A 23,816-nucleotide genomic window follows, 5' to 3' on the forward strand; every position below is an offset into this window, starting at 1 on the left:
GATGATCCAGTCGGCGGTCTTGACCACGTCCAGGTTGTGCTCGACCACCACGACCGTGTTCCCCAGATCGACCAGCCGATTCAACACCTCGAGCAGCTTGGCCAAGTCGTCGAAGTGCAAACCCGTGGTCGGTTCGTCAAGCAGGTAGAGCGTCTGGCCCGTGTCGGGTCGCGACAGTTCGGCGGCCAGCTTCACGCGTTGGGCTTCGCCACCTGAAAGGGTCGGCGCGGCCTGGCCCAAGCGGATGTAGTCGAGCCCCACGTCGCACAAGGTTTGCAGCGTGCGGCGCAATCGCGGGAAATGAGCGAACACTTCCAGCGCCTTGCTGGCCGGCATATCGAGCACGTCGGCGATCGATTGGCCGCGGAAGCAGACGGCCAGCGTCTCGGCATTGTAGCGCTTGCCGCGGCATTCGTCGCACTCGACCCACACGTCTGGCAAGAAGTGCATTTCGATCCGCAGTTGCCCATTCCCTTCGCACTTCTCGCAGCGACCACCGGGGACGTTGAAGCTGAAACGCCGGGCCGAGTAGCCGCGCAGCTTGGCCTCGGGAAGGTGGGCATAGAGTTCGCGGATTTCCTCAAACAAGCCCGTGTAAGTCGCCGGGTTCGACGACGGCGTGTTCCCCAGCGGCTGCTGATCGACGCGGATCACCTTGTTGATCTGTTCAATGCCGCGAATCTCGTCGTGCGGCGCGGCAAAGGTCCGCGCGCGGTGCAGCGTGCGGGCCAGCGCGTTGTACAGCACGTCCTCGACCAGCGAGCTTTTGCCGCTGCCGCTCACGCCCGTCACGGCCGTGAACGTGCCCAGCGGGATTTGCACCGTCACGTTGTGCAAGTTGTTGTGCCGAGCGCCGACGAGTTCGAGCACCGGCAACTGTTGCAGCTCGGGGGCTTTCTTGCTAGTCGTTGGCTTGGCCTTGGTTTTGGCTTTGCCCTTTTTCGGCTTGGCATTGCCGGCGTCGTCGTTACGCGCGAGCGTGCGACGGTTCGTCGGCACCGGAATTGCTTTGCCGCCGCTCAGGTAAGGCCCGGTCACCGAGGTCTTGATCTTGGACACCTGCTCGGGCGTGCCGCGAGCGACGATCTGTCCGCCGAACTCGCCAGCGCGCGGGCCGAAATCGAGCAACTGGTCGGCACCAGCGATCACTTCCTTGTCGTGCTCGACCAATAGTAGCGTGTTCCCCAAGTCGCGCAGCCGCGCCAGAGTTTGAATCAACCGCCGGTTGTCGCGCGGGTGGAGTCCGATGGTCGGCTCGTCCAGCACGTAGAGCACGCCGGTCAGGCCGCTGCCGACCTGACTGGCCAGCCGGATGCGCTGCGCTTCGCCACCCGACAGAGTCGGCGCGCTGCGCGCCAGCGCCAGGTATTCAAGCCCCACGTCGACCAGGAACTGCACGCGGTTCTCGACTTCGCGCAGCAGTTCGCCCGCCACCTTGCGCTCGGCGGCCGAGAGTCGTAGCCCTTTGACCACGTCGAGCAGCGTGCCCAGCGACATCCGGCACAGGTCGTCGATCGTGCGGTCACGGAACCGAACCGCGCCGGCGTCGTCCCGCAGTCGGCTACCCGCGCAGGTCGAGCACTCGACCTCGTCGACCAGGTGTTCCAGCTTGCCACGCAGGGCCTGCGACAACCGGGACGCTTCGTCAAGCGCCGGGTAGAGCCCCTTGTATTGAAAGCGGAACCAGGGAGCGGCCAACTTGCCCTTCGCGCCCGGACGAGGGACGGGGAACCAGGTTTCGCCGGTGCCGTGCATGACAATTCGTCGATGCCGCGCCGAAAGCTGTTCGAGCGGCACGTCGATCGGCAGGCTTGCGTGAGTGGCCAGCGATTCGAGCATGGGCTTGAACATGACGTTGTCCAAGCCGGGCCACAGGTCAACTGCCCCTTCGGCCAGCGTCAACTTCGGATCGCGGATCAAGGCGCTCATATTCGCGCCGAGTTGCGTCCCCAGCCCTTCGCACGACGAGCACCAGCCGAGCGAGCTGTTGAACGAGAAGTGGTGCGGCGACAACGGCTCGAAGCTGCGGCCACAGCGATCGCAGGCAAAGTGCTGGCTGTGAATGACCGCGGGCCACTGACTTTCGGCCACTCCTTCGACGGGGAAGACGACGTGTAATACGCCTTTGCCCAGGGCAAGTGTGCTTTCGACGCTGTCGGCCAGTCGGCTGCGCCCGCCAGCGCGAATGGTGACTCGGTCGACGATTACTTCGACCAAGTGCTTGCGCCGACGGTCGATCGTTGGCGGTGACGACAACTCGTACGTTGCCCGATCGACGCGGATGCGCTGATAGCCGCCGCTGCGCAAATCAGTCCACAGGGCGTCGTAGCTGTCGCCGACTTCGACTTCGAGCGGCGCCATCAGGTACGCCCGAGTGCCGTCCGACTCGGTCATCAGCTTGTCGATGATCTCGTCGGCGGTTTGCGTACCGATGGGAATGTCGCAATCGGGACAGTACGGCTTGCCCATTCGCGCGAACAAGATGCGCAGATAATCGTAAATCTCGGTCACGGTGCCGACCGTTGAGCGGGGCGAATGGCCCAGATTCTTTTGCTCGATCGCGATAGCCGGCGACAGCCCCTCAATGTGTTCCAGCACCGGCTTCTGCATTTGCGCGACGAACTGCCGGGCATAGGAGCTCAGGCTTTCGACGTAGCGGCGTTGCCCTTCGGCATAAATCGTGTCCATGGCCAGCGACGACTTGCCGCTGCCGCTGGGGCCACAGCAAACGGTCATCTGGTCGCGGGGCACCGAGATGTCGATGTTCTTCAGGTTGTGCTGACGCGCGCCGCGGACGTTGATGGCCGTCATGGCGTGCGGAATCGCCTTGGCAGGTTTCTTCTTGGCGACCGCGGCCGACGTCGTGCCGTTCAAGACGGCCTTTACGGCGCGACCAGTGTACGAGGCCGAGACCTTGGCCACGTTCTCGGGGGTGCCGGCGGCGACCAGGGTGCCGCCGGCCGCGCCCCCTTCGGGGCCGAGGTCGATTAGCCAGTCTGCTGTCTTGATCACGTCCAAATTGTGTTCAACCACCAGGACGGTGTTGCCGGCGTCGACGAAGTTGTGCAATACCTTGAGTAACATCTGGATGTCGGCAAAGTGAAGCCCCGTCGTCGGTTCGTCGAGTAGATACATCGTCTTGCCGGTGCTGCGTTTGACCAACTCGCGGGCCAGCTTGACGCGTTGCGCTTCGCCACCCGATAGCGTCGGCGACGGCTGCCCCAGCTTTAGATAGTCGAGCCCCACATCGTGCAACGTCTGCAGCTTGTGCGCGATTTTCGGCACGTTGACAAAGTGTTCGAGCGCTTGCTGAATGTCCATTTCCAGGACTTCGGCGATGTTCTTCCCCTTGAATCGCACCTGCAGCGTTTCGCGATTGAAGCGGTGCCCCTCACACACCGGGCAGGTAACCCAGACGTCGGCCAGGAAGTCCATTTCGAGCTTGTTCGAGCCGTTCCCTTCGCACGCCTCGCAGCGGCCGCCGGCCACGTTGAAGCTGAAACGTCCCTCCTGGTAGCCGCGAGCCTTGGCATCGGGCAATTGGCAGAATAAATTGCGAACGTCGTCGAACACCTTGATATAGGTGGCCGGGTTCGATCGCGGCGTGCGCCCGATCGGCGATTGATCAATGGCGATCAGCTTGTCGAGGTGATCGACGCCATCGATCCGCTCGTGCTTGCCGGGCACGCCCTCGCCGCCGTTCAAGTCACGCGACAGGGCCTGAACCAGAATGTCATCAACGAGCGACGACTTGCCGCTGCCGCTCACACCGGTGACACAAACGAACGCGCCGAGCGGAATCTCGATGTCGATCGACTTCAGGTTGTTGGCCGCCGCGCCGACGATCGTTAATCGTTTGTCGCCAATCGGCCGCCGCTGCGAGGGAATCTCGATCTTGCGGCGGCCCGACAGAAAATCGCCAGTCAGACTGCGCGACGCCTTGGCGATGGCCGTGGCGTCTCCTTCGGCCACGACTTCGCCGCCGCGCACGCCCGGCCCGGGGCCAAAGTCGACCAGGTGGTCGGCGTTGCGCATGGTATCTTCATCGTGCTCGACAACGACGACCGTGTTCCCCAAGTCGCGCAGTTGTTCAAGCGTGGCCAGTAAGCGATCGTTGTCGCGCGGGTGCAGCCCGATCGACGGTTCGTCCAAGATATACAGCACACCAACCAGGCCACAGCCAATCTGCCCGGCCAGTCGAATCCGCTGCGATTCGCCCCCCGAGAGGGTCGGCGCGGTTCGGCTAAGCGTCAGGTAATCGAGCCCCACATTGAGCAGAAAGCCCAACCGCCCGCGGATTTCTTTCAGCACCTCGGCCGCGACAATTTGCGACGTTCGGTCCAGGTCCAACTCGCCGAAGAACTCGACCGCTTCCGAAACGGCAAAGTCGCACACCTCGGGCAGGCTGCGCGTGGGCCGATCGGCGAACGCGGCGCTCTTGGTGGCAATCGTTACTGCGCGCGCTTGTGGGTTGAGCCGCGTTCCCTGGCATTGGCCGCAGCCCATTGTGCGCATGTATTTTTCGAGCTGGCGAAGCTGCATGCCGCTCTTGGATTGGCTGTACTTGCCCATCAGTTCGGGGATGATCCCCTCGAACTTGCCACCGTACTTGTGGACGCCGCCGCCATGCTTCCAGGTGAACGTGATATGCAGATCGTCCGTGCCGTAAAGCAATTGCTGGCGAATCTCGGCGGGCAATTCTTCCCAGGCGGTTTCGAGCACCGTGCCCGATTCGAGCTGATGCTGCCGTTCGAGCGTCGCGGCGACCCCTTCGAAGATATGCTTGCGCCACCGTCCCAAGTCGCGCCACGAGCCAATCAGCTCGAAGCAGCCTTGCATGAACGAACGGCTGGCGTCGGGGATGAGCAACTCGGGCACAAAGCTGAACACTTCGCCCAGGCCCATGCACGTGGGACACATCCCCTGCGGGCTGTTGAAACTGAACAACTGGGGCGTCGGCGGCTCGAAGCTCAGGTTGCAATGCGTGCAGGCGTAATGCGCCGACAGATAAAGATCATCCTTCGAGCGCGCTCGCGCGCCGCGCGGCGTGCGCCCGCGCGAGGTGGCGGGCGGCGCTTCATCATTTACTTCGGTCGCTGCTTCCTCGGGGCGCTCTTCAGCGGCGGCCGCGCGCGACGCTTCGCCGGCGTCCAAGGCGACGACCAGGTTTCCCTTGCCCAGCTTCAAGGCCAACTCGACCGCTTCGGCCAGCCGGGCGCGAATGTCCGATCCGGCCGTCAGGCGGTCGATCACCACCTCGATGTCATGGCGCATCTGCCGATCGAGGCTCAACGCATCATTCAGCGATACAACCGTTCCGTCGACGCGCGCGCGGACGAAGCCTTCCTTCAACAACTCCTCGAACAGGTCGCGGAACTCACCCTTTTGCGCCTTGACCAGCGGGGCCAGCAGCGAGAACTTCGTGCCGACTTCGAGCGCGGCCACGCGGGCGATGATCTGTTCGCGCGTTTGCGCGGTGATGCGGCGATTGCAGTTCGGGCAATGGCCGTGCCCGCACCGCGCGTAGAGCACGCGCAGGTAATCGTAGATTTCAGTAATCGTGCCGACGGTCGAGCGCGGGTTTTGGCCGCTGGTCTTTTGTGAGATCGAAATCGAGGGGCTCAGGCCCGAGATCAACTCGACGTCGGGCTTGGGCATCTGGCCGATGAACTGACGCGCGAAGCTCGACAAGCTCTCGACGTAGCGGCGTTGCCCCTCGGCATAGAGCGTGTCGAACGCCAGCGACGACTTGCCGCTGCCGCTGACGCCAGTCAAACAGATCAACTTGTTGCGGGGCAGAACCAGATCGACGCCGCGAAGATTATGCTCGCGCGCGCCCTTGATGACGATATCCGATGCAGCCATAAGCGGGCCGAAATCACTCCGTTGGTTGCCAAGCGGCGGGGGCAGCACGGGCTGGGGCACCTAAATGAAGTGCTAGCCCGAGCCGTGGCACGCATTTTCAGCGCAAGCTGATAATTGTAGGTGCGGAGGCGGTTTCGACAACCCGGCGGAAATCAGAAAACGATCTACGGCTCGGGGACTGCTGGCGGCCAATAAGTCGCAGATTACGGCGGAGTTGGGTAGCACGATTGCTCGCCAATCGGTGTGGCGCAGCCACCAGAGGCAAAGGAACGGCTAACGCTGAAGGTTGTATCCTAAACAGCGCAAGCCGCTTTCGCATCCCTCTTGCGGGCAGAGCCCGCCCCGGTAGACGAGCTACCGGGGCTACCCAAGTTTTGCGCGGGGCTCAGTCTAAATACTCTTGGCTTTGCCCGCGGCGCACTCTTTTAGCTTCTCGATTGCCAGCTCGCGCTGCTTGTCGTCGAGCGGCGCTTCGGCCTCGGGGGGCTTCACGGCGCCGGGAGCGCGAATGGCGTCGTGATAGCGCCGCCGCTTCGATAGCGCGGCCGCTTCCTCGTCGGTGAGCTTCAACTCGCAGCCCGGGTCAGGTTGGACGCCCCAGGGATCCGAATCCTTGGCTTTCTTGCCGCGATGGATGTTCTGTTCGCTCGGCCGCCAATACGTGGCAATCGTCAGGTGCAACTCGGCTTTGCCCTGTTCGAGTGGAATCACATCCTGCACGGTTCCCTTGCCATAGCTCCGCTGGCCGACGACCAGCGCGCGATTGTGATCTTGCAGGCACGCGGCTGTCACTTCGCTGGCGCTCGCGCTCCATTGATTGATCAACACGACGAGCGGCAGGTTGGCAAACGGCGCTGTGCCGTCGGCGTCGTATGCCTTGCGAAGTTTGCCGCCGCGGCCGCGAGTGCTGACGATGCGCCCCTTGGAGACGAACAGTTCGCAGACATCGATTGCGCCGTGCAGCAAGCCGCCGGGATCGTTCCGCACGTCGATCACCAGTCCGCGCAGCCCTTCTTTCGCGAGCCGTGCGATAATCCTTTCCAACTCGTTGGCCGTTTCGCGTCCAAAGGCAATGATTCGCACGTAGGCCAGCTTGTCCTGATCGGGAATCCAATACTCCCACTTGCCGTCGGGGGCGCGGTGGTCCCCTTGCACCGTCTCGGTTCGGATAATCGCCCGGCGAATCGTCAACTCGACCGGCTCGGTCTCACCCAGGTGAAGCACGCTGATCTTCACCGTGGTCCCTTGCGGCCCGCGGAGGATATTGGTCGTTTCTTCCAGCGACATTTCGCTGACCAGTTGATCGTTGACCTTGACGATGATGTCGCCGGCCAGAATGCCCGCTTCGTAGGCCGGCGTGCCGACGATCGGACTCATCACGGACAATTGCCTCGATATGCGATCGTAAGTCACTTCGACGCCGATGCCGCCAAAGTGCTGCTCGCGCTGCGACTGGCTGAGGGCTTTCTTCTGGGGATTGAAATACGCCGAGTTCGGGTCTCCCAGATCGGCGACCATGCCGCTCAGCGCGGCTTCGAATAGTTCGCGGTCCTCGACCGGCTCGACGTAATACTCCTCGATGTACTCCTGGAGCTTGGCAAAGGTCTGAAACTGCTGCCCCAGGCGATTGCGATACAGCGCGTCGGCCTGATGAAAGCAGACGGCCGAGACAACACCGGCCAGCAGCAGGAACCAAAGATTTCGTCGTGGCATGGGCTCAATCGTAACGTCACGCGCGCCGGCCGCCAAATGCCGGGGGGGCGCAAGAAAAAGCCCAGAGGTGGATCCTCTGGGCTTTTTATATTCTCCGACGAGCAAACTCAGTCGACAATTAACCAAACAGCGCCTGAATCGGCTTGCCGTCGCGCGAGATCATCACCGGGCGACCGGTGTTGGTGTGATATTCCTTGTGGTGGTCGATGCCCAGGGACTGGAACAGCGAAGCCGCCACGTCGTCCGGAGCGATGGCGTCGTTCGCCGGGCCTTGTCCCTTGTCGTCGCTGGCGCCGATCACCTGGCCGCCACGCACTCCGCCGCCACCCATCAGCACGAACATGGCGCGCGGCCAGTGGTCGCGGCCACCGCGCTGGTTGATCTTGGGCGTGCGCCCGAACTCGCCGGTCACCATGACCAGCGTGCTGTCCAGCAGTCCGCGGTCGTACAAGTTGCTGAATAGCGACGACAGGGCCGCGTCCAACGGCGGCAGCCGGCGGTCGAGGTTCTTGTAGATGTCGGCGTGCATGTCCCAGTTGCCCGTCGAGACGGTGACAAAGCGGACCCCCGCTTCGACCAATCGCACGGCCAACAGAGTGCTCTGGCCGACATCATCCGCCCCGAATTGCTTTTGCAGCTCGGGCGATTCCTTGCCCAGGTCAAAGGCGGCCTTGGCCTTCTTGGAGCTGATCATGTTAAAAGCCTGCTCCGAGAACTCGTCCAAGCCGGTCAACACGTCGCTCTTGGCTTCGATCGACGCAAAGGTGTGATCGACCGAGGCCAGCAACTTTTCGCGGCGCGAAACGTCGGACATGGTCATGGTGCCGGGCAGTCCGATGCCGCGGACGCTGAACTCCTGGCCCAGTTTCGGCGTGGCGTTGGTGGCAAAGGCGCCGTACTGCAAACCCAGGTAGCCGCCCCCTTGCGGCGTGTTGGGGATGGCGACGAACGGCGGCATGTCCGGCGGCGCGGCGAGTTCCTTCGAGACGACCGAGCCCAGCGAGGGGAACTCGAGCGACGGCAGCGGTCGGTTGCCGGTGTGCATGTACTTGGTGCCGAACTCGTGAGCGGCCAGCGTGTGGCTGACGCCGCGCAGAATGGCGAACTTGTCGGCCTGCTGGGCCAAGAGCGGCATCTTTTCGGTGAACTCGACGCCGGCCACGTTCGTTTTGATGGGCTTGAGTTGGCCGCGATATTCCTCGGGCGCGTCCGGCTTCATGTCGAACGTGTCCATGTGAGTCGGCCCGCCGCCCAGGCGAATGTAGATCGCCGACTTGGCTTTGGCCTTGCCGCTCACCTGGCCGGCTTTGGTCAATTGGGCGTAATCGGCCAGGGTCAGCCCCAGGCCGCCCACGGCTCCGACCCGCAGGAAGTCACGTCGCTTGAGTCCGTCGCAAAACTGGTGCAGTGACATATCGGTCAATCCTTTTCAATGAGGCCGGCGGCCAGTCGAATGATTCAAAGTCAGGTTGGATGGAAATACTGGTGTGACGCGTGCGTTTAATGGTTCACCAGGAACTCTTTCGAGTTCAACAGCGCCCACATCAGATCGCGCAGCCCCGTCCGCGCGTCGGTTGATTCTCTCACGTATTGCTCGGCATTGGCCAGTTCGTCGCTCGTCGGTCGCCGCGCGAATGTTCGCAGATAGGCCTCGTTGATCGCCTCGGTGTTCGAGGGCCGCTTCTTGGCCGCGGTCGAAACCTCTGGCATCCCCTTGAGCTTCTCGGCCATCTGCTTGTTCGTCTTGCTCAGCCGTTCGCGTTGGCTGGTCAGGCGGTCCCGCTCGCCTTTGCTCTTCTTCGAGTTGTCCAGCGTGGCCAGCTTGGCGTTGACTTGCTTCATTTCAGTTTGCACCTTGCGCAGGTCTTCGAGCGCCTTGGCCCGTTGCTTGACCTGCTCCTCTCTCTTGGCTTGCTCGCCCTGCGCGCCGGCCACCTGCGACAGCCAGCCCTGCTGGCGTTCGATCATCGAGAACATTTCCTTGTCGTTGCGCAGGAAGACCGTCTGCAACAGCGACGGCTCGTTCGAGCGTTCGCAATCGCACGGCGTTTCGCGCATCGGCTTGCCGAACACGGTCAGCGCGTATTGCCCGCCACCGCCGCGGCGCGTATAGCCGCGCGTGTTGCCAATGGCGCACTTTTCGGCGGGATTGGCGGCCCGGGCCTTCAACTCGTCGCCGCCGGCCGTGGCGCTGGTCACCGCGTCATAGACCATTTCCGCAGCCATGCGGCGCGGCACCGAGTGGCTGAAATTACGGATGTCCAACTCGTTGGTTTCGTTCGTATGCCAACCAAGCTGATAGGTCCGGCTGTTGGCGATCGTCCGGTGCAGCCACTTCAAGTCGTAGTTGTGCTCGACAAAGGCGTCGGCCAGCCAGTCGATCAGTGCCTTGTTGCTCGGTGCATTGGCCAGGTTCATGTCATCGGGCGGCTCGACGATGCCCACGTTAAAGTAGGCGGCCCAGACTCGGTTGACGATTGCCTTGGCGAAATATGGATTGTCCTGCTGACGCAGCCAGGCCATCAACGGCTCACGCGGATCGTCGATTTCGTTTTCGACCACTTCCTCGCCGCCGAGCACCTTGGGGGTGATGACGCGCGTCGCTTCGACGCGCTTGGTGTCCTTGTCGCTGCCACGCTGACGCGGTGTCTTGCCGACGGCCACATAGACCTCGGGTATCGGCACGACTTTCCCTTCCTTGACCGCCTTGGCGACGATTTCCTGGACATCCCGCGCGCCGAGTTTTTTGTTGCGCATACCCAAGGTGTCCATCAGCGCGTTGTATTCATCACGGTTTTTGGTGCCGAAGTCGATCCGGTTGAAAAAGGCCGTGAACTGTTGAAAGTCCTGCTGGCTCCATTGGTCGAACGGATGCTTGTGGCATTCGGCGCATTGCAGCCGGACGCCGAGGAACGCATAGCTGAACGACAGAGCCTTTTCGTTCGGCTTCTTCATATTGCGGCGCGCCCAGTAGTGGGGCATGGTCTCGCGCTCGGCGTAATCGTCGTCGCCGAAGTAGTAGCCGACCATCTCCTTGCAGTACTCTTCGTAAGTCTGATTCTTCGAGCTACGCCCGCTGGCCAGCACCATCCCTTCGATGATGCGATCGTACGGCAGATTGTCGTCCAGCCGCTTGACCAGCCAGCGGTACCACTGGTCGACCAGCAGTTCCCCCTTGCCGTTGTTGATCACGCGCAATTGGTTTTCGTTGTTGCCGAGCAGGTCACTGAACTTGGTGGCCCACCAGGCGGCATAAGCTGGCCGAGTCAGCAATTCGTCGATCTTTTTGGCCCGCTTGTCCGAGGACTTGTCGGCCAAGAACTCGGTCACTTCCGTCGCCGTGGGCAACTGGCCGGTGATGTCGAGCGTGACGCGGCGGATGAACTCGCCGTCGTTGCACAACTCGGCCGGCACAATACCCAGCTTGCGAAGCTTGGTCACCACCAGCTCGTCGATCTTGGTCGGCGTGGGGACCGATGGATAGTTCGGGCCCGTCTTGTCCGACACCGGCAGCATGACCGACACTGGCACCACGCCGTTGTCGTAGAAAGCGACAATGTGCGTGTCGCCCTTGTTCAGCGAAGTGATCAAGCCGTTGGCGTCGACTTTGGCCACTGACTCGTCATTCGCCTGGAACCGGCACAGGGGCGTGACGTCCTCGATCGTGCCGTCCGACCAGTAGCTCAACGCTCGCAACTGGGTTGTCTGGCCGGGCTTGGCATAGACGATCTCGGCCGGCGTGACTTCCAGGCGGACGAACTGCGGATCTTTGTTTTCGTCGGTGGCCGGCGCCCCGGCGTCGATCCACCGCTTGATCAGCCGGTATTGCCAGCTATCGACGTCCAGCTTGTGACCGCCGCCGTGGTCGTCCTCGGTTCCGGTCGGCTTGGTCAGCATCAGGCTCTTGGCCGCGTTCTTCAGATCGACGCGCGGCTCGTCACCCTTGAGCAGGGCGTCGTGGTCCATCTTGAAGTCATAGCCAAACAGCGAGAGCCGAAAGCCCCCTTGCCCCTGGAACGAGCCGTGACAGGCCCGACCGTTGCACCCCAGGCGTCCCATCACCGGCAGCACGTGGCGCTGAAAGCTGGGGACTTCGGCGGTTGGCGTGCCGGCAAAGCGCTGACTGGCCGGCGCGATCGGGTCGTTGGCCCAGGCGGTCAGCGGCAAACCCAAGCAAACCAGGGCGGCGAGGAAAATCCGTTTCATGTTCGTTCTCGTATCCGGTGGGAAGTTGACTTCAGGCGTGGGGTATTGGGCAGGGGACAAGCGAAACAATGGCAGGCATGCCTCGCTGCTAATGTCGATTGATCGAGCCGATCGGAAAGTTTCTCGGGCTCAGTCGTTTTTCTTCGATTTGTTGGATTTCTCAGCTTTCGCTTCGGCCGTGGTGTCGGTGTGATTGTCGTTAGCTTTCTTGTCCGACGATTGCGTGCGCACGGCCCGGGCCGCGTTGACCATTTCGGCCAGGCGCGTGTCAACCTGTTTGCCAGGATCCTGGTTCAAGTGAGTGATCTGGCTGTCGATGTCGGCCAGCCGGCTCGACAGCCGATCGCGCTCGAGCAGCAACAGTTGCCGACGGGTTTCTTGCTGTTCGACCAGCAACTGGCGCAGCTCGCTTTCGACCGGGGCGTTCTCGCGCAGCGCCAGCCGCACGGCCAGCACCTGAACCCGCGAGCCGAGCTTCCAGTCTTGCAATTCCAGCTCGTAGCGCTGTGGATTTCGCTGCTGCATCTCGCCCAGCTTTTCGCTGGTCATGAACAGATCGCGAATTGCCTTCTGGTACTCATGGGGATTGGTGGCCTTCAGCGGCTCCAACAGGTCGATCAGTTCGGGATGATTCATTCGCACAAACGCCAGGGCCGCCGCTTCGCGCCCTTCGGTAAAGCCAGCGACCAGCGGCTTGGCCAACTTCTTCTTGTCGGTCTTTTGCGAGCGCTCGTTCTTATTCTTTGCCTTGACATCGGCTTGTTTGGTCTCGGCGGCTTTGCCGTCTTTCGAGTCGCGCGCCTTGTCGTCGCCATTAGCAACGAGAGCGCCGACCAGTGAGCAGGCCAGTGCAATGACCAGGCTGAGCGTCCAGCGGCGCATGTGCTTCGATCCGCGTGTCATGTTAGTTCTCGGTTCCGGCAGTTTAGTTCTCGGTTCCGGCAGTTTAGTTCTCGGTTCCGGCAGTTTAGTTCTCGGTTCCCACTGTCGGACGATGCGATTGCATGGCCGTTACCAGCCAGGCGGGTAGATGGGCCGAGTCGAGTGTATTGACCGCGGGTAGATCGTGATCGGCGTCGATCAATGCCGCGACCATCTGCTCGTCGGCATCGACGACCTTCTCCTCTTCGGCCGCTTGTGACCAGGCCAGGGCCAACTCGGCCGCGGCGGCGCGATCACGCGCGGCAATCTCGGTGGGCAACGATGTGAGCGCCGGTCGCAGCGATTGCAAACCGATCATTAGGGCCAGCGAGGCCGCCATACCCAGCGCTGCCCAGCCAATTCGCTGGCGTGCTGTTTGCGCCCAGCTTGAGCCCGCGCGACGAGTCGCGGGACGTGTGATCGTCACCGGTTCACGATTCTTCACAGCACAGGAGGCTTCCAAGGCGCCGACCATTGTGACCGTCGCGGCCAGCGCTTCGCGAGCCGATTGCTCGTCGGCCAAACGCGACTCGAACGCCGTCAGTTCGTTGGCCGGAAGTTCGTTGGTCAGGTAGCGGAACGCGGTCCAATACAGATCGCTTTCCGTTGGGCGGCCGTTGTTGTTTTGGGTGGGATTGCTATTGGCGTTCATGGCGGGAATCCAGCTAACGCAACGTCTGGGTGCAAGTTATCTTCAGGCTTGGCAGGCGACGGCTGGTCGACCCGCTAAAGAAATCGATGCGCAGGCGCCGCCGATTATTTGCCCCTTCCGGTGTTTGTCGCCAGGCCACAAACGGCTTGTCAGTAATGGTTTGGGGAATCGTCACTTTGCGGGGTTCTGTGGTCTATGCCAGTTGCGAATGGCGACTTGGCAAAATGGGTAAACAACTGTGGTTGATGGCCCAGAAAATCACACCCCGCAAGCGTTTTCCCTGGGTGGCAGACTGCGCAGCTTTGGGCCGTCGTTGACGGGGTGTTGGCGCTCGGCTTTACCAGCTTTGGCAGCCCGCGACCTAGTTGCGTGCTGTGAGCGCGGCGACGTGCCACTTGGCTGCGATGTGGTCTCGAGCCTATCGTCGTAATCGTTGCCCTTTTCTGACTTTGCCTGCCTTGTGACGCCCCCAGATTTTGCTTTCACCGGGGTTGCAAACTTGTCCGAAGTGGGCACAATGGCTTGATTCGCCTGGGGGCGTTCCGCGGTTGCCGTCGAGCGACGCGAGCCGAGCGCTTGTGTTGCCGCCAACTGGTCATGCCGAACGTGGCCAGCCAGCAGTTGCGGAGATGCTGTCGCCCTCGGTCGCGCGTCCTTCGGGATTGCGTGACGCACCCGTGGTATCCACACGCTTGCGGTATTAACTATCGAAACACGCCACGTCGCACAGCGCAAGGCAGTGCGACACAGTTCGTAAGGCATAAGGCAGAGGAATCATGTCGGAAGTATTGAAGGTGCAAGTTCGCGAACCCCAGGGCAAACGCTTCAACCGTCGGATGCGCGCCGAAGGGCAAGTGCCGGTGAACCTGTACGGTCACGGCGAAAAGAACGTCTACCTGACCGTGCCGGTCGATCAGGTCAAGGCGATGGTGCGCCACGGTGCCCGCGTGGTCGACTTGGACGGCCCGGTCAAGGAAAAGGCGTTCATTCGCGAACTGCAGTGGGACACCTTTGGTGTCGAAGTGCTGCACATTGACTTGACTCGCGTCAGCGCCGACGAGCGCGTCGAAGTCAGCGTCACCGTCGAGCTGCGCGGCACCGCCGCTGGCGCCAAGGAAGGCGGCGTGGTCGAACACGTATTGCATGAAGTCGAAATCGACTGCTTGGCGGTCGAGATTCCCGAGAAGCTGTTCCTGCGGATCGGCGAATTGAAGTTGAACGGCTCGCTGACGGCTGGCGCGATCGAACTGCCGCCGAATGTGAAGCTGGTCACCGATGCCGAGGAAGTCGTGGTCAATTGCTCGCCGCCGCACGTCGAGGACGAAACCGCTGCCGAAGCTGGCGCTGCCGAGCCCGAAGTGATTGGCCGCAAGGCCGACGAAGAAGGGGAAAAGGAAGAGGAGTAACAGGCTGGGGGACGTTCGTCGTCATGAAGCTGGTCGTTGGCCTGGGGAACCCCGGGCGCAAATATGAGGGAACTCGCCACAACGTCGGCTTCGAAGTGGTCCACGAACTGGCCCGCCGCGCCGCGGCCGGCACGCCCAAGTCGCAGTTCGACGCCGAGGCGCTCGACGTGACGGTGGCTGGCGAACGGCTGATCTTGCTTTGCCCGCAGATGTACATGAATCGCAGTGGAAGCAGCGTGCAGCGGGCACGCGACTTCTACAAATTGCAGAACGAACAAGTGTTAGTGGTTTGTGACGACTTTGCCCTGCCAATCGGCAAGCTCCGCTTGCGGGCGCAAGGTTCCGCCGGTGGCCAGAAGGGCCTGGACGACACGATTCGTTGCTTGGGAACCGATGCGGTGCCGCGACTGCGGCTGGGCATTGGCCCCTTGCCCGAGAACTGGGATCCGGCTGACTTTGTGCTGGGCAAGCTCTCGAAAGACGAGCGAGCCGAGATGGCCTTTCAGGTGCCGCGCGCGGCCGACGCCGTAGGTGTCTGGGCCAGCCAGGGCATCGGATCGGCGATGGCACAATTCAACTAACCTGTAACTGCCCAAAACATTCGCAATACAACGAACCAATCGCAGCACAGCACCAATCGCAGCAAAGTAATTGCCATCAGGAGTGACGATCTTGGCCGAAAACGCTTACGAAGCCATGTTCATTCTCGACTCGAACCGTTACGCGCGCAATACCGGCGGAGTCGCCCAGCAGATCAACGACATGATCAGCAAGATCGGTGGCGAAATCCTCGTCAGCCGGCTGTGGGAAGAGCGCCGGCTGGCCTATCCGATCAACGGCCAGCGGAAGGGAACCTATTGGATCGCCTACTTCAAGGCGCCGTCCGAGAAGATCGCCACGCTGAATCGCGAGATCCACTTGGACGAGAATATTCTCCGTTCGCTGGTGCTGAAGATCGATCCGCGCATTGTCGAAACCCTGGTCAGCCACGCCAAGGCGGGCCCGACCGAAGTTCAGCGCGCACCCGCGCCGGTAGTGCGTCGTCCGGCGCCGGCGATTGCGGAAGCTGTTCCCGAAGAACTGGGCAACTAGCGACGCGGCTGCGGGCCACGTCCGTTGCATTGAGTACCTACGTGGCGGCGAACCTGCTGAAAGTCTGAATCATGGCAAGCTTCAACAAAGTCGTTCTGGTCGGCAATCTGACCCGCGATCCCGAGGTGCGTTACACCACGAACAGCACCGCGGTCTGCGACATCGGGCTGGCCGTCAACGATCGCCGCAAGAATGCCAACGGCGAGTGGGTCGACGAGACGACCTTCGTCGATATCACCTTGTGGGGACGCACGGCCGAAGTGGCGGGCGAGTACCTGAAAAAGGGCTCGTCGGTGCTGATCGAAGGCCGCTTGAAGCTCGACAGTTGGGAAAAGGACGGCCAGAAGCGGACCAAGCTGAAAGTCGTCGGCGAAGTAATGCAAATGCTCGGTGGCCGTGGCGAAGGGGGCGGAGGTGGTGGTGGCGGCGGAGGCCGTGGCCGTGCTTCGTCAGGCGACGAGTATTCGTCCGAGCCGCGCAGCGCACCCTCGCGCGGCAATGCTCCGGCGCCGTCGGGCCCGGAAGACGACGTGCCATTTTAGACGCTGGGCCTTTCTAAGCGAATCAATTCAATAATACATTCAACCGTTAAACGACGTCAGGGAAAACTGAAATGCCACAAGCCAAGACTGCCAAGCTACGCGGGGCCAAACGCTTGCCCAAGGGACAGCACGGCGGCATCGAACTGCTGTTGATCCAGTCGGTCGACCACCTCGGCAAGCAAGGGGACGTGGTCAGCGTCCGCCCGGGCTATGCGATGAATTACCTGCTGCCGCAAGGTCTGGCGACGATTGCCACCGATCATCACAAGCGGATGGTCGAGAAGCACCGCGCCCGCCTGGCCCAGATTCAAGAAGCGCGCTTGGCCGGCTTGCGTGCCCAGGCGAATGCGATGGGCGAGCTGAGCATCACCATCGAAGCCAACGCCAACGAAGAAGGTCACCTGTACGGCTCGGTCGGCGCTCACGAAATTGTCAACGCCCTGAAGAAGAGCGAAGTGACGATCACCGACGACCAGGTCCGACTGAAGGGCCCGCTCAAGGAATTGGGCCTGTACACCGTGCAAATCCACCTGGGGCACGAGATCGACGCCGATCTCAAGGTCTGGGTCGTGCCGACCGTGGCCGAAGAACAAGCCAAGGCCTAGTTCGGTTTGGTCGAACTTGTTGCCGCACAATTCCCAGAGCCCTCGGTAAACATCGAGGGCTTTTTTTACGCGCATTGCGGACTTGCCACGGAGGCACGGAGACGCGGAGGACTGCACGGAGGGGAAGGAGGCAAAGTAGGGCAGAAGCGCGCCCCCCTTCCCTTCGTCATTCTGGTTTCGTCATTCGTCATTTTCTTCTCTGTGGCCTCTGTGTCTCCGTGGTAAATAGCCGCATTTGAAGAGTCGTAACTGCCGCTTGCATGCGGGGGCCGCTCGGCCTGATAATGTGGCCAACAATCGTATCAAGGGAGTGACGCAATCATGGCCACCGCCGATCGCAGCGAAGGACGTAACGGGGCCAAGCGGAGCGTCACCGAGTTCTTTGACCGCCAGCCCCCCCAGAATCTCGACGCCGAGCGGGCGGTGCTGGGGAGCATTCTGCTCGATCCGCAGTGCTGCGATGACATCGCGCTGCGCGTCCGTGGCGACGACTTCTTCGCCCCCGAGCATCGGACGCTGTTCAATCATCTGCTCGGCATGCACAACGACGGCGTGCGGATCGATTCGACGTTGCTGGTCGAGCGGCTCCGCAAGCATGGCGAGTTTGAATCGGTCGGCGGGATCAACTTCCTGCTCGAGATCGCCGACGCGGTCCCCACGGCCACGAATGCCGGGCATTACGCCGAAATCGTTCGCGACAAAGCCACCCTGCGCTCCATGATCGGCGCGGCCGGCGAAATCTTGCGAGACTCCTACGACCATTCGCTCGAAGCTCGCGAGCTACTGGCACGGGCCGAGGAAAAGATTTTCGCGATCCTTGAGAAAAAGGGGACCGGCTCGATTCTGGCCCTGAAGGACGTGCTTGACGAAGCCATGGCCCGCATCGACGCCCGGATGCAGCAAGGAGGCGGGCTCAGCGGCCTGCCGACCGGCTTCACCGACATCGACGCCTTGACCGGCGGGATGCACGGCTCGGAGCTAATTATCCTGGCGGCCCGGCCCAGCATGGGCAAGACGGCGTTCGCCGCCAACATCGCCGAGCACTGCGCCGCCAAGGAAGAGCGAACCGTACTGTTCGTCAGCCTGGAAATGTCGCGGCTCGAATTGGCCGAACGTATTCTCTGCTCGCACGGCCGGATCAACGGCCACAAGCTGCGCAACAACATGCTCTCGGCCATGGATCGGCGCAAGTTCGTCGAAACCTCGAACAAGCTCAGCCAGGCCCCGCTATTCATCGACGACACCCCCAGCCGAACGATCACCGAGATTGCTGCCGCGGCGCGGCGGCTGAAGTTGCGCAATGAGCTGGCGCTGGTGGTGATCGACTACCTGCAGTTGATCGAGCCGGACAACGCCAAGGATCCGCGCCAGGAACAGGTGGCCAAGATCGCTCGACGTTTGAAGGGGATGGCCCGCGAACTGCGCGTGCCGGTGATCTGCCTGGCCCAGTTGAATCGCCAGACGGAAATGTCGCGCGAGAACATCCCCCGGCTCAGCCACTTGCGCGAATCGGGCGCCATCGAGCAGGACGCCGACGTGGTGATGTTCGTCCACCGCGAAGAGTACTACGCCACAAGCCAGGAAGAAAAAGAACGACTTGCCGGCCAGGCCGACATCATCATCGCCAAGCAGCGCAATGGCCCAATTGGCGACGTAAAGGTAGCCTGGGCCAAGGACTACACGCGGTTCGAGAATCTGGCACGAACCGATGAGTATGGGTTTAACTAGAAGCGATTAGCTATTAGCGGCTAGCGATTAGAAAAAAATGCGAGGCTTCTGGTTCTTGTCGAATCGCTAATTGCTAGCGGCTAATCGCTTCTCAGCGATAGCTCCCGTGACACGTATCGCACGATTTGCTGATGCGGCTGACGGCTGATTGTGCGGCCGACTGGTTGTCTCCTTTCACGGCGTCGAGCAGTTCCAAGCACTGCTTTTCCAGGTCCGAGGCAAAGCCGACGTACTCGGTGTCTTCGGCCGAGTCGTACGTCTTGTCCTTGATCACTTGGGCGATCATCGTCACGACCTGGGCCTCGCGCATCAGCGCGTCTTTGTTCTTGCCAAAGGCCCCTTTATCCGAAGTCCAAGGGCCGAACTTGTTGGTGCGGGCTTCTTCCAGCCGCTTCATCAGCACCGGTCGGCCGGCGATCTGCACCCAATCGTCCGGAGCTTCTTCCTTGGGCAAATCGACCGAGCTACCACGGAGCAATTCGTTCAAGTCGTCGGCGCGGGCCTTGGCCTCCTTGTACGTCGCGTCACTGCTCGTCTTGCAGTTCTTGGCCACCTGGGCGTACTTGTTGCGCAAGCCGATGGCGTCCTTCTTCCACTTCACATCGCCGTCATACTGCGCAATGACGTTGAACAGCGCTGCCAACATGGTGAACGAGATTTGCGCCTTGTCGCGCCCGTTCCCCTTGAAGTTGGGATTGGTCTTGATGGCGTCGGCGATTTGCGGCACCTGGCCCTTGATCTCGGCTTCGATCGTGTCGGCCGTAATGATCTTGGACCAGGCCGAACTTCCTGCCGGCGCGGCGGTCTCGCCACCACCCGTAGGTGCTGCGGGTGCGCCCGGCGCCGCCCCGGCCGAGGTTGCCGCCATGATTCGTCCGCCGGGGTCGCCGGGGCCCAACAGCTTCAACGGGTCGCCACCGAACAATTCGCGCGACTCCTTGTCGAACGTGGGCTTGGGCGCGGTGCCCGTCACGGTCTTCACCGCATCGGCCGCGACGGCGAACATGGCGCAAGCCGCCACGACGATCAATGATGTCAAACCCGTTCGCAATGAAACCTTGGGCATGGCAAGCGCTCGCGATTGAGGAGCCGAGGAACCGGGCCGTAATCAATTCATTATGGTCACGCCGCGCCAAAGCGGCAAGGAAAGTTGACACGAGGATTTTATGCGGAGAAAATGCCCCAGAGGGTAGCCCAGCCGCTAGCCGGCTACTCGGCCAGCAGTCGATCGGCAATCAGGTTGCCGATGTTCAACGAGGCCGTGGCCGCCGGCGAGGGGGCGTTGCAGACGTTCACCACTCGGCCGTGGCTTTCGATCAGAAAGTCGTCGATCACGAAACCGTCGCTGCCGACGGCCTGGGCGCGCACGCCCGAGGGGGCCGCCTCCAGTTGGTCGGCAGTGATTTCGGGGATCAACCGTTGCAGCGCGCGGACGAACGCCGCCTTGCTCAGGCTGCGCCCCATTTCATCGAGCCCCATCGACCAATACCGCCGTGTCAGTCGGCGAAACCCGCGGAACCGCAGCGTTTCAAATAGATCGTTCAAATTGATGTCGCGCCAAGTGTACCCTTCGCGCGCCAGGGCCAGCACCGCGTTCGGGCCGCACTCGATGCCACCATGGATCAACCGCGTGAAGTGAACGCCCAGGAAAGGAAACTCGGGGTTCGGCACCGGATAGATCAGGTTGCGACAAAGGTGATGGGCCGCTGGCTTCAATTCGTAGTACTCGCCGCGGAAGGGAACAATCTGCGCGTCGAGCTGCGCCCCGGACATTCGCGCCACCCGATCCGAGTGCAAGCCCGCGCAGTTCACCAGTTGCTTGGCGCTGAACTCGCCGGCGGTTGTCACGACGCGCACCAACGAACCGTCGCCAGCGATTTGCCGCGCGGCTGTGTTCAACCTGACTTCGCCGCCGCTGGCCGTGATCAGTTCGGCCAGTTTTCGGCACACACCTGGATAGTCAACGATGCCCGTCTCGGGAACCCAGATCGCCCGTACACCGCTGGCGTGGGGTTCGATGGCGTGCAACCGATCGCGGTCGATCATTTCGCACACCACGCCGTTGGCCTGGCCGCGCTCGAAAATACGCTGCAGCGCGGGCAGCTCGCCGTCGTCGACCGCCACGATCACTTTGCCGCAAATATCGTGGGCGATGCCATATTCCTGGCAGAAATCGACCAGAGCTTGCTTGCCGACGCGGCAGTTGTTGGCCCGCAGCGAACCGGGCCGATAGTAGATGCCCGAGTGCAGGACGCCCGAATTGCGACCGGTCTGGTGAAAGGCGATTGACGCTTCCTTGTCAATCAGCAGCACTCGCGCGCCGGGGCGACGGCGCTGGAACTGCCAGGCAGTCGCCAAACCGACAATTCCGCAACCGATCACGAGCAAATCGAACACCATATGGCGGTCGATTATGTCGACCGCCAGGCGTCGATGCAAACGGAACCGAGTAGGGCTCCGAGCGCGTCAGGCTGCGCGCTTGATCGGCCGCGCGGCCGAGTGGTCGACCATTTCGTACAGGTCGTCGAAGCGGCGCAGATGGACGTCGGCCTCGACATCGCGGTCAAAGTTGAACGCCATGCCGCACAAGCCCGCGCCGCGAGCGTTGCGAATCGCTTCGGAGTCATGGCCGACAAAGGCCGCCGTTTCGGGGGCGACTTGCAGCGTGTGGAGCGCATCGCGAAAGATGTCGGTGTCGAGCAGATAGCGCTGGCGGTCGAACGATGACGCCACCAGATCGAAGTGCCGATCGAGGCCCAGCGGCCTGAGCCGAGCGCACAGGTCGTTTGCGGTGTACGGGCTCGTTGCAACGACCGCCAGCCGACAGCCGGACTGCTTTAACCGCGCCAACGTGCCGCGCACGCCAGGAAACGGCCGCAACGAAGCCTGCAAATGTCGGCACTGGGAAAGTCCGGCCGCCGCCACCTCGTCGACCTGGGCCGACGTCAACCCGGCATCGGACAAGAACGAGCGAAAGGCTTGATCGAATGTCGATGCCCGGCGACAGACAGCTTCGAGATGGACCTGGTCCCAGGGCTGGAAGAAGGTCTGATAATTGACTTGGTGCCCGATCTTGCCGAGCAACTGCACCAGCCAGCGGCGCCAAATCGTGCCATCGAACAGCACGTCGTCCAGATCGAACAGCAGCGCCCGTAGCGAGCCCTGTCGTGCTGAAGCTTGGCTGCGCTCCTGCGTAGCACGATCGTGAGTTTCCGTACTCATCGCGACCCTCCCCCTGAATCATCGAGCAGCGAAACTTCCTTGGGCCCGTGAATCCTTCACAGGTGCTGCGTGTGTTGCGGCTCATGCTGCTTGATCGACAATTTGTCGCGAAAGTCTAGGAACCCCATACTTGACGGTCAAGACAAGCTAGGACGGTGGCACGCTCTGCGTCGGACTCGACTTTTCTATTGCGTGCAACCCATTTTGTGGCAATCGGTTAGCAATCATGATCTTTTGGTTCGATTGGGGCTCGGTAAGTCACCACGTAATCCTTGACGAAGGAGGCGTTGGCGGACTAGCATCACGGATGGAGAGAGGGTGTTCTTCACCCCCTGTGCGGAGAGATCGATCATGTCTCGCCTTCTTTTGGCTGCCGCCTTCGCGTGCAGCGCCCTTGGAGTATTTAGTCAGTCCGCGGCATTTGGGCAGTATGGCTATTCGGGAGCGGCCGTCACGAACTACGATTCGTTCGGCAACCCGATCGCCGCCTCGTCCCAGGTAACCAATCAGCCCTGGTATCAGCAGTACGCGGCTCAGGTCGCGTGGGCCAACGCCCACTACTACGCGCCCCCTGGTGTCCTTTCCGGGGCGGCTGCTAATCCAGCGGATAGCAAGCCCGCGCCTCGCGACGCGGTAGCTCCGCAAGGTGCGCCCAACACCAACAGTGCCGCGGCGGCCAGTCCTGTGGCCGGGAATAACGCGACGTCAACTCAGTCGCCACAGGTAGCCGTCTTCTTCGAGCCGGCCAACGTGCGACAACCGTTGGGCGATGCGCCACGTACGCGCTATGTGGGCGATCACACCGCGCCGTATCAGTACGCGCGCTATTACGGCCGCAGCTTGTATCGGCCTTACATATATCAGCCGCGAATGAATTACTGGTATGGCACCTTCCCGTTTGGAGCTTACTTCGGCTCGGGCCATGGCTACTCGTATCCGTACGCTTCGTGGTACGGCTACACGCCCTACGGCTATAGCATGAACTATCCGTACACCTACTCTTATTACAACTATCGCCCTTACTACACGTCTTATCCTTTCTCGGGCGGGTGGGCGATGGGAGGCTACTACGGGTATCCGACGTATTCGAGCGCCGGCACTTACGCCGCCGGAGCTTCGCTAGCCCCGTACGCTGGCGGCAGTTCGTGCATGAGGCCAGCTTATTCGTCGTACTACAGCCCTTCATGCACCAGCTACGGCTCAGGGGCGTACAACTACGGATATCGCGGGAACTATTACTGGTAACCCGCCACGCGATGCGCATTCTCGAAGGGAGCACAGGGGGCACCGCTGCGCGCTTTCTGCCGCAAGGCGTCTGCGCGCGGTGGTGCTAGCCTGCTGTCAGTTCTTGTTCTGCCACCAGGGCTAGCAAGTTTGGCCCCCGGCATCGGAAAGTTCATGATGCGCCAGCCTGGCGCGGTCGATAGAGACTAAGGGATCGATCGATTGTGCCGTCCTAACCGGAATCAGGTTCCGGTTGAGTGCGGCGCGAATTTGGACTTTGATCGAATGAGACGGCGTGCGGTGATTTGGCGATTCTGCTCGGCGAGTCTGTTGGTGCTGGCCTTCGGGGTCGAGGCGCGAGCAGGTTGGCCATTCCATCGTTCCGTGGTTCGCGCCACGCCCGACACGGCCGGCTATGCGCCGACCACCTCACGCTACACGGTGATCGTGCCGCGCGTCTTGCCGGTCGACTCCAGCAGCGGCATTCAAACGCCCGACGTCGTATGGGAGCAGCAGCGTCCCGCGGCGCCGATGTATCCCTGGGGCTGGTTCGGCACTCGCGAGGCGCCCCAGTCTTGGGCCCACACGTCGTATTACGGCAATTCGTACAGCGTGAAAGCGCTGCGCCAGAATTAGCGCG

Annotated in this window: 17 protein-coding genes; 8 read left to right on the plus strand and 9 right to left on the minus strand. The window is 61.8% G+C overall.

Annotation, left to right across the window (positions count from 1 at the left end; genetic code table 11):
• The 6 genes from uvrA to JSS27_16375 all read right to left on the minus strand — a co-directional run.
• Positions 1–5,865: excinuclease ABC subunit UvrA (gene uvrA, locus JSS27_16350; protein MBS0210516.1), on the minus strand; the 5,865-nt coding region annotated here is incomplete at its 3' end.
• Positions 5,866–6,255: 390 nt separating this feature from the next.
• Positions 6,256–7,578 (minus strand): S41 family peptidase, encoded by a 1,323-nt coding sequence (locus tag JSS27_16355; protein MBS0210517.1) that lies wholly within the window; start codon positions 7,576–7,578, stop codon positions 6,256–6,258.
• Positions 7,579–7,696: 118 nt separating this feature from the next.
• Positions 7,697–8,992 carry a DUF1501 domain-containing protein gene (locus JSS27_16360; GenBank protein ID MBS0210518.1) on the minus strand — a complete coding sequence of 432 codons (1,296 nt, stop codon included), beginning with the start codon at positions 8,990–8,992 and terminating at the stop codon, positions 7,697–7,699.
• An 86-nt stretch (positions 8,993–9,078) separates the two neighbouring features.
• Positions 9,079–11,784 (minus strand): DUF1549 domain-containing protein, encoded by a 2,706-nt coding sequence (locus JSS27_16365; GenBank protein ID MBS0210519.1) that lies wholly within the window; start codon positions 11,782–11,784, stop codon positions 9,079–9,081.
• Between the two features lie 129 nt (positions 11,785–11,913).
• Positions 11,914–12,687: a hypothetical protein gene (locus JSS27_16370; GenBank protein MBS0210520.1), complete on the minus strand. Its 774-nt coding sequence runs from the start codon at positions 12,685–12,687 to the stop codon at positions 11,914–11,916.
• A gap of 64 nt (positions 12,688–12,751) precedes the next feature.
• Entirely contained in the window at positions 12,752–13,357 is a 606-nt protein-coding gene (locus JSS27_16375; GenBank protein ID MBS0210521.1) for a hypothetical protein, read from the minus strand.
• 776 nt (positions 13,358–14,133) lie between these two features.
• On the opposite strand from JSS27_16375, the gene JSS27_16380 reads away from it, so the two are divergent.
• The 6 genes from JSS27_16380 to dnaB all read left to right on the plus strand — a co-directional run bounded on the left by JSS27_16380 (position 14,134) and on the right by dnaB (position 18,730).
• Positions 14,134–14,763, plus strand: coding sequence for a 50S ribosomal protein L25 (locus tag JSS27_16380; protein ID MBS0210522.1), 630 nt, complete (start codon positions 14,134–14,136; stop codon positions 14,761–14,763).
• Between the two features lie 23 nt (positions 14,764–14,786).
• On the plus strand, positions 14,787–15,344 hold the full coding sequence (locus tag JSS27_16385; protein MBS0210523.1) for an aminoacyl-tRNA hydrolase: 558 nt from the start codon (positions 14,787–14,789) through the stop codon (positions 15,342–15,344).
• Positions 15,345–15,435: 91 nt separating this feature from the next.
• Positions 15,436–15,855 carry a 30S ribosomal protein S6 gene (gene rpsF, locus JSS27_16390; protein ID MBS0210524.1) on the plus strand — a complete coding sequence of 140 codons (420 nt, stop codon included), beginning with the start codon at positions 15,436–15,438 and terminating at the stop codon, positions 15,853–15,855.
• A gap of 71 nt (positions 15,856–15,926) precedes the next feature.
• Positions 15,927–16,397, plus strand: coding sequence for a single-stranded DNA-binding protein (locus tag JSS27_16395; GenBank protein ID MBS0210525.1), 471 nt, complete (start codon positions 15,927–15,929; stop codon positions 16,395–16,397).
• A 71-nt stretch (positions 16,398–16,468) separates the two neighbouring features.
• Positions 16,469–17,002: a 50S ribosomal protein L9 gene (gene rplI / locus JSS27_16400; GenBank protein ID MBS0210526.1), complete on the plus strand. Its 534-nt coding sequence runs from the start codon at positions 16,469–16,471 to the stop codon at positions 17,000–17,002.
• Positions 17,003–17,323: 321 nt separating this feature from the next.
• Positions 17,324–18,730, plus strand: coding sequence for a replicative DNA helicase (gene dnaB, locus JSS27_16405; GenBank protein ID MBS0210527.1), 1,407 nt, complete (start codon positions 17,324–17,326; stop codon positions 18,728–18,730).
• Positions 18,731–18,821: 91 nt separating this feature from the next.
• Here the strand turns inward: dnaB and JSS27_16410 are convergent, their stop codons facing one another.
• The 3 genes from JSS27_16410 to JSS27_16420 all read right to left on the minus strand — a co-directional run bounded on the left by JSS27_16410 (position 18,822) and on the right by JSS27_16420 (position 21,952).
• Positions 18,822–19,796: a hypothetical protein gene (locus tag JSS27_16410; protein MBS0210528.1), complete on the minus strand. Its 975-nt coding sequence runs from the start codon at positions 19,794–19,796 to the stop codon at positions 18,822–18,824.
• 143 nt (positions 19,797–19,939) lie between these two features.
• Complete coding sequence (gene lhgO, locus JSS27_16415) at positions 19,940–21,130, minus strand: L-2-hydroxyglutarate oxidase (GenBank protein MBS0210529.1); 1,191 nt, start codon at positions 21,128–21,130, stop codon at positions 19,940–19,942.
• A gap of 66 nt (positions 21,131–21,196) precedes the next feature.
• Positions 21,197–21,952 (minus strand): HAD family hydrolase, encoded by a 756-nt coding sequence (locus JSS27_16420; protein ID MBS0210530.1) that lies wholly within the window; start codon positions 21,950–21,952, stop codon positions 21,197–21,199.
• Between the two features lie 351 nt (positions 21,953–22,303).
• On the opposite strand from JSS27_16420, the gene JSS27_16425 reads away from it, so the two are divergent.
• Together JSS27_16425 and JSS27_16430 are read left to right on the plus strand one after the other, a co-directional pair.
• Entirely contained in the window at positions 22,304–23,197 is an 894-nt protein-coding gene (locus JSS27_16425; GenBank protein MBS0210531.1) for a hypothetical protein, read from the plus strand.
• 264 nt (positions 23,198–23,461) lie between these two features.
• Positions 23,462–23,812, plus strand: a complete 351-nt coding sequence (locus tag JSS27_16430; protein ID MBS0210532.1) for a hypothetical protein — start codon at positions 23,462–23,464, stop codon at positions 23,810–23,812.
• The last annotated feature ends 4 nt before the right edge of the window (positions 23,813–23,816 follow it).

Source organism: Planctomycetota bacterium, assembly GCA_018242585.1.
Taxonomy (GTDB): Bacteria; Planctomycetota; Planctomycetia; order Pirellulales; family PNKZ01; genus JAFEBQ01.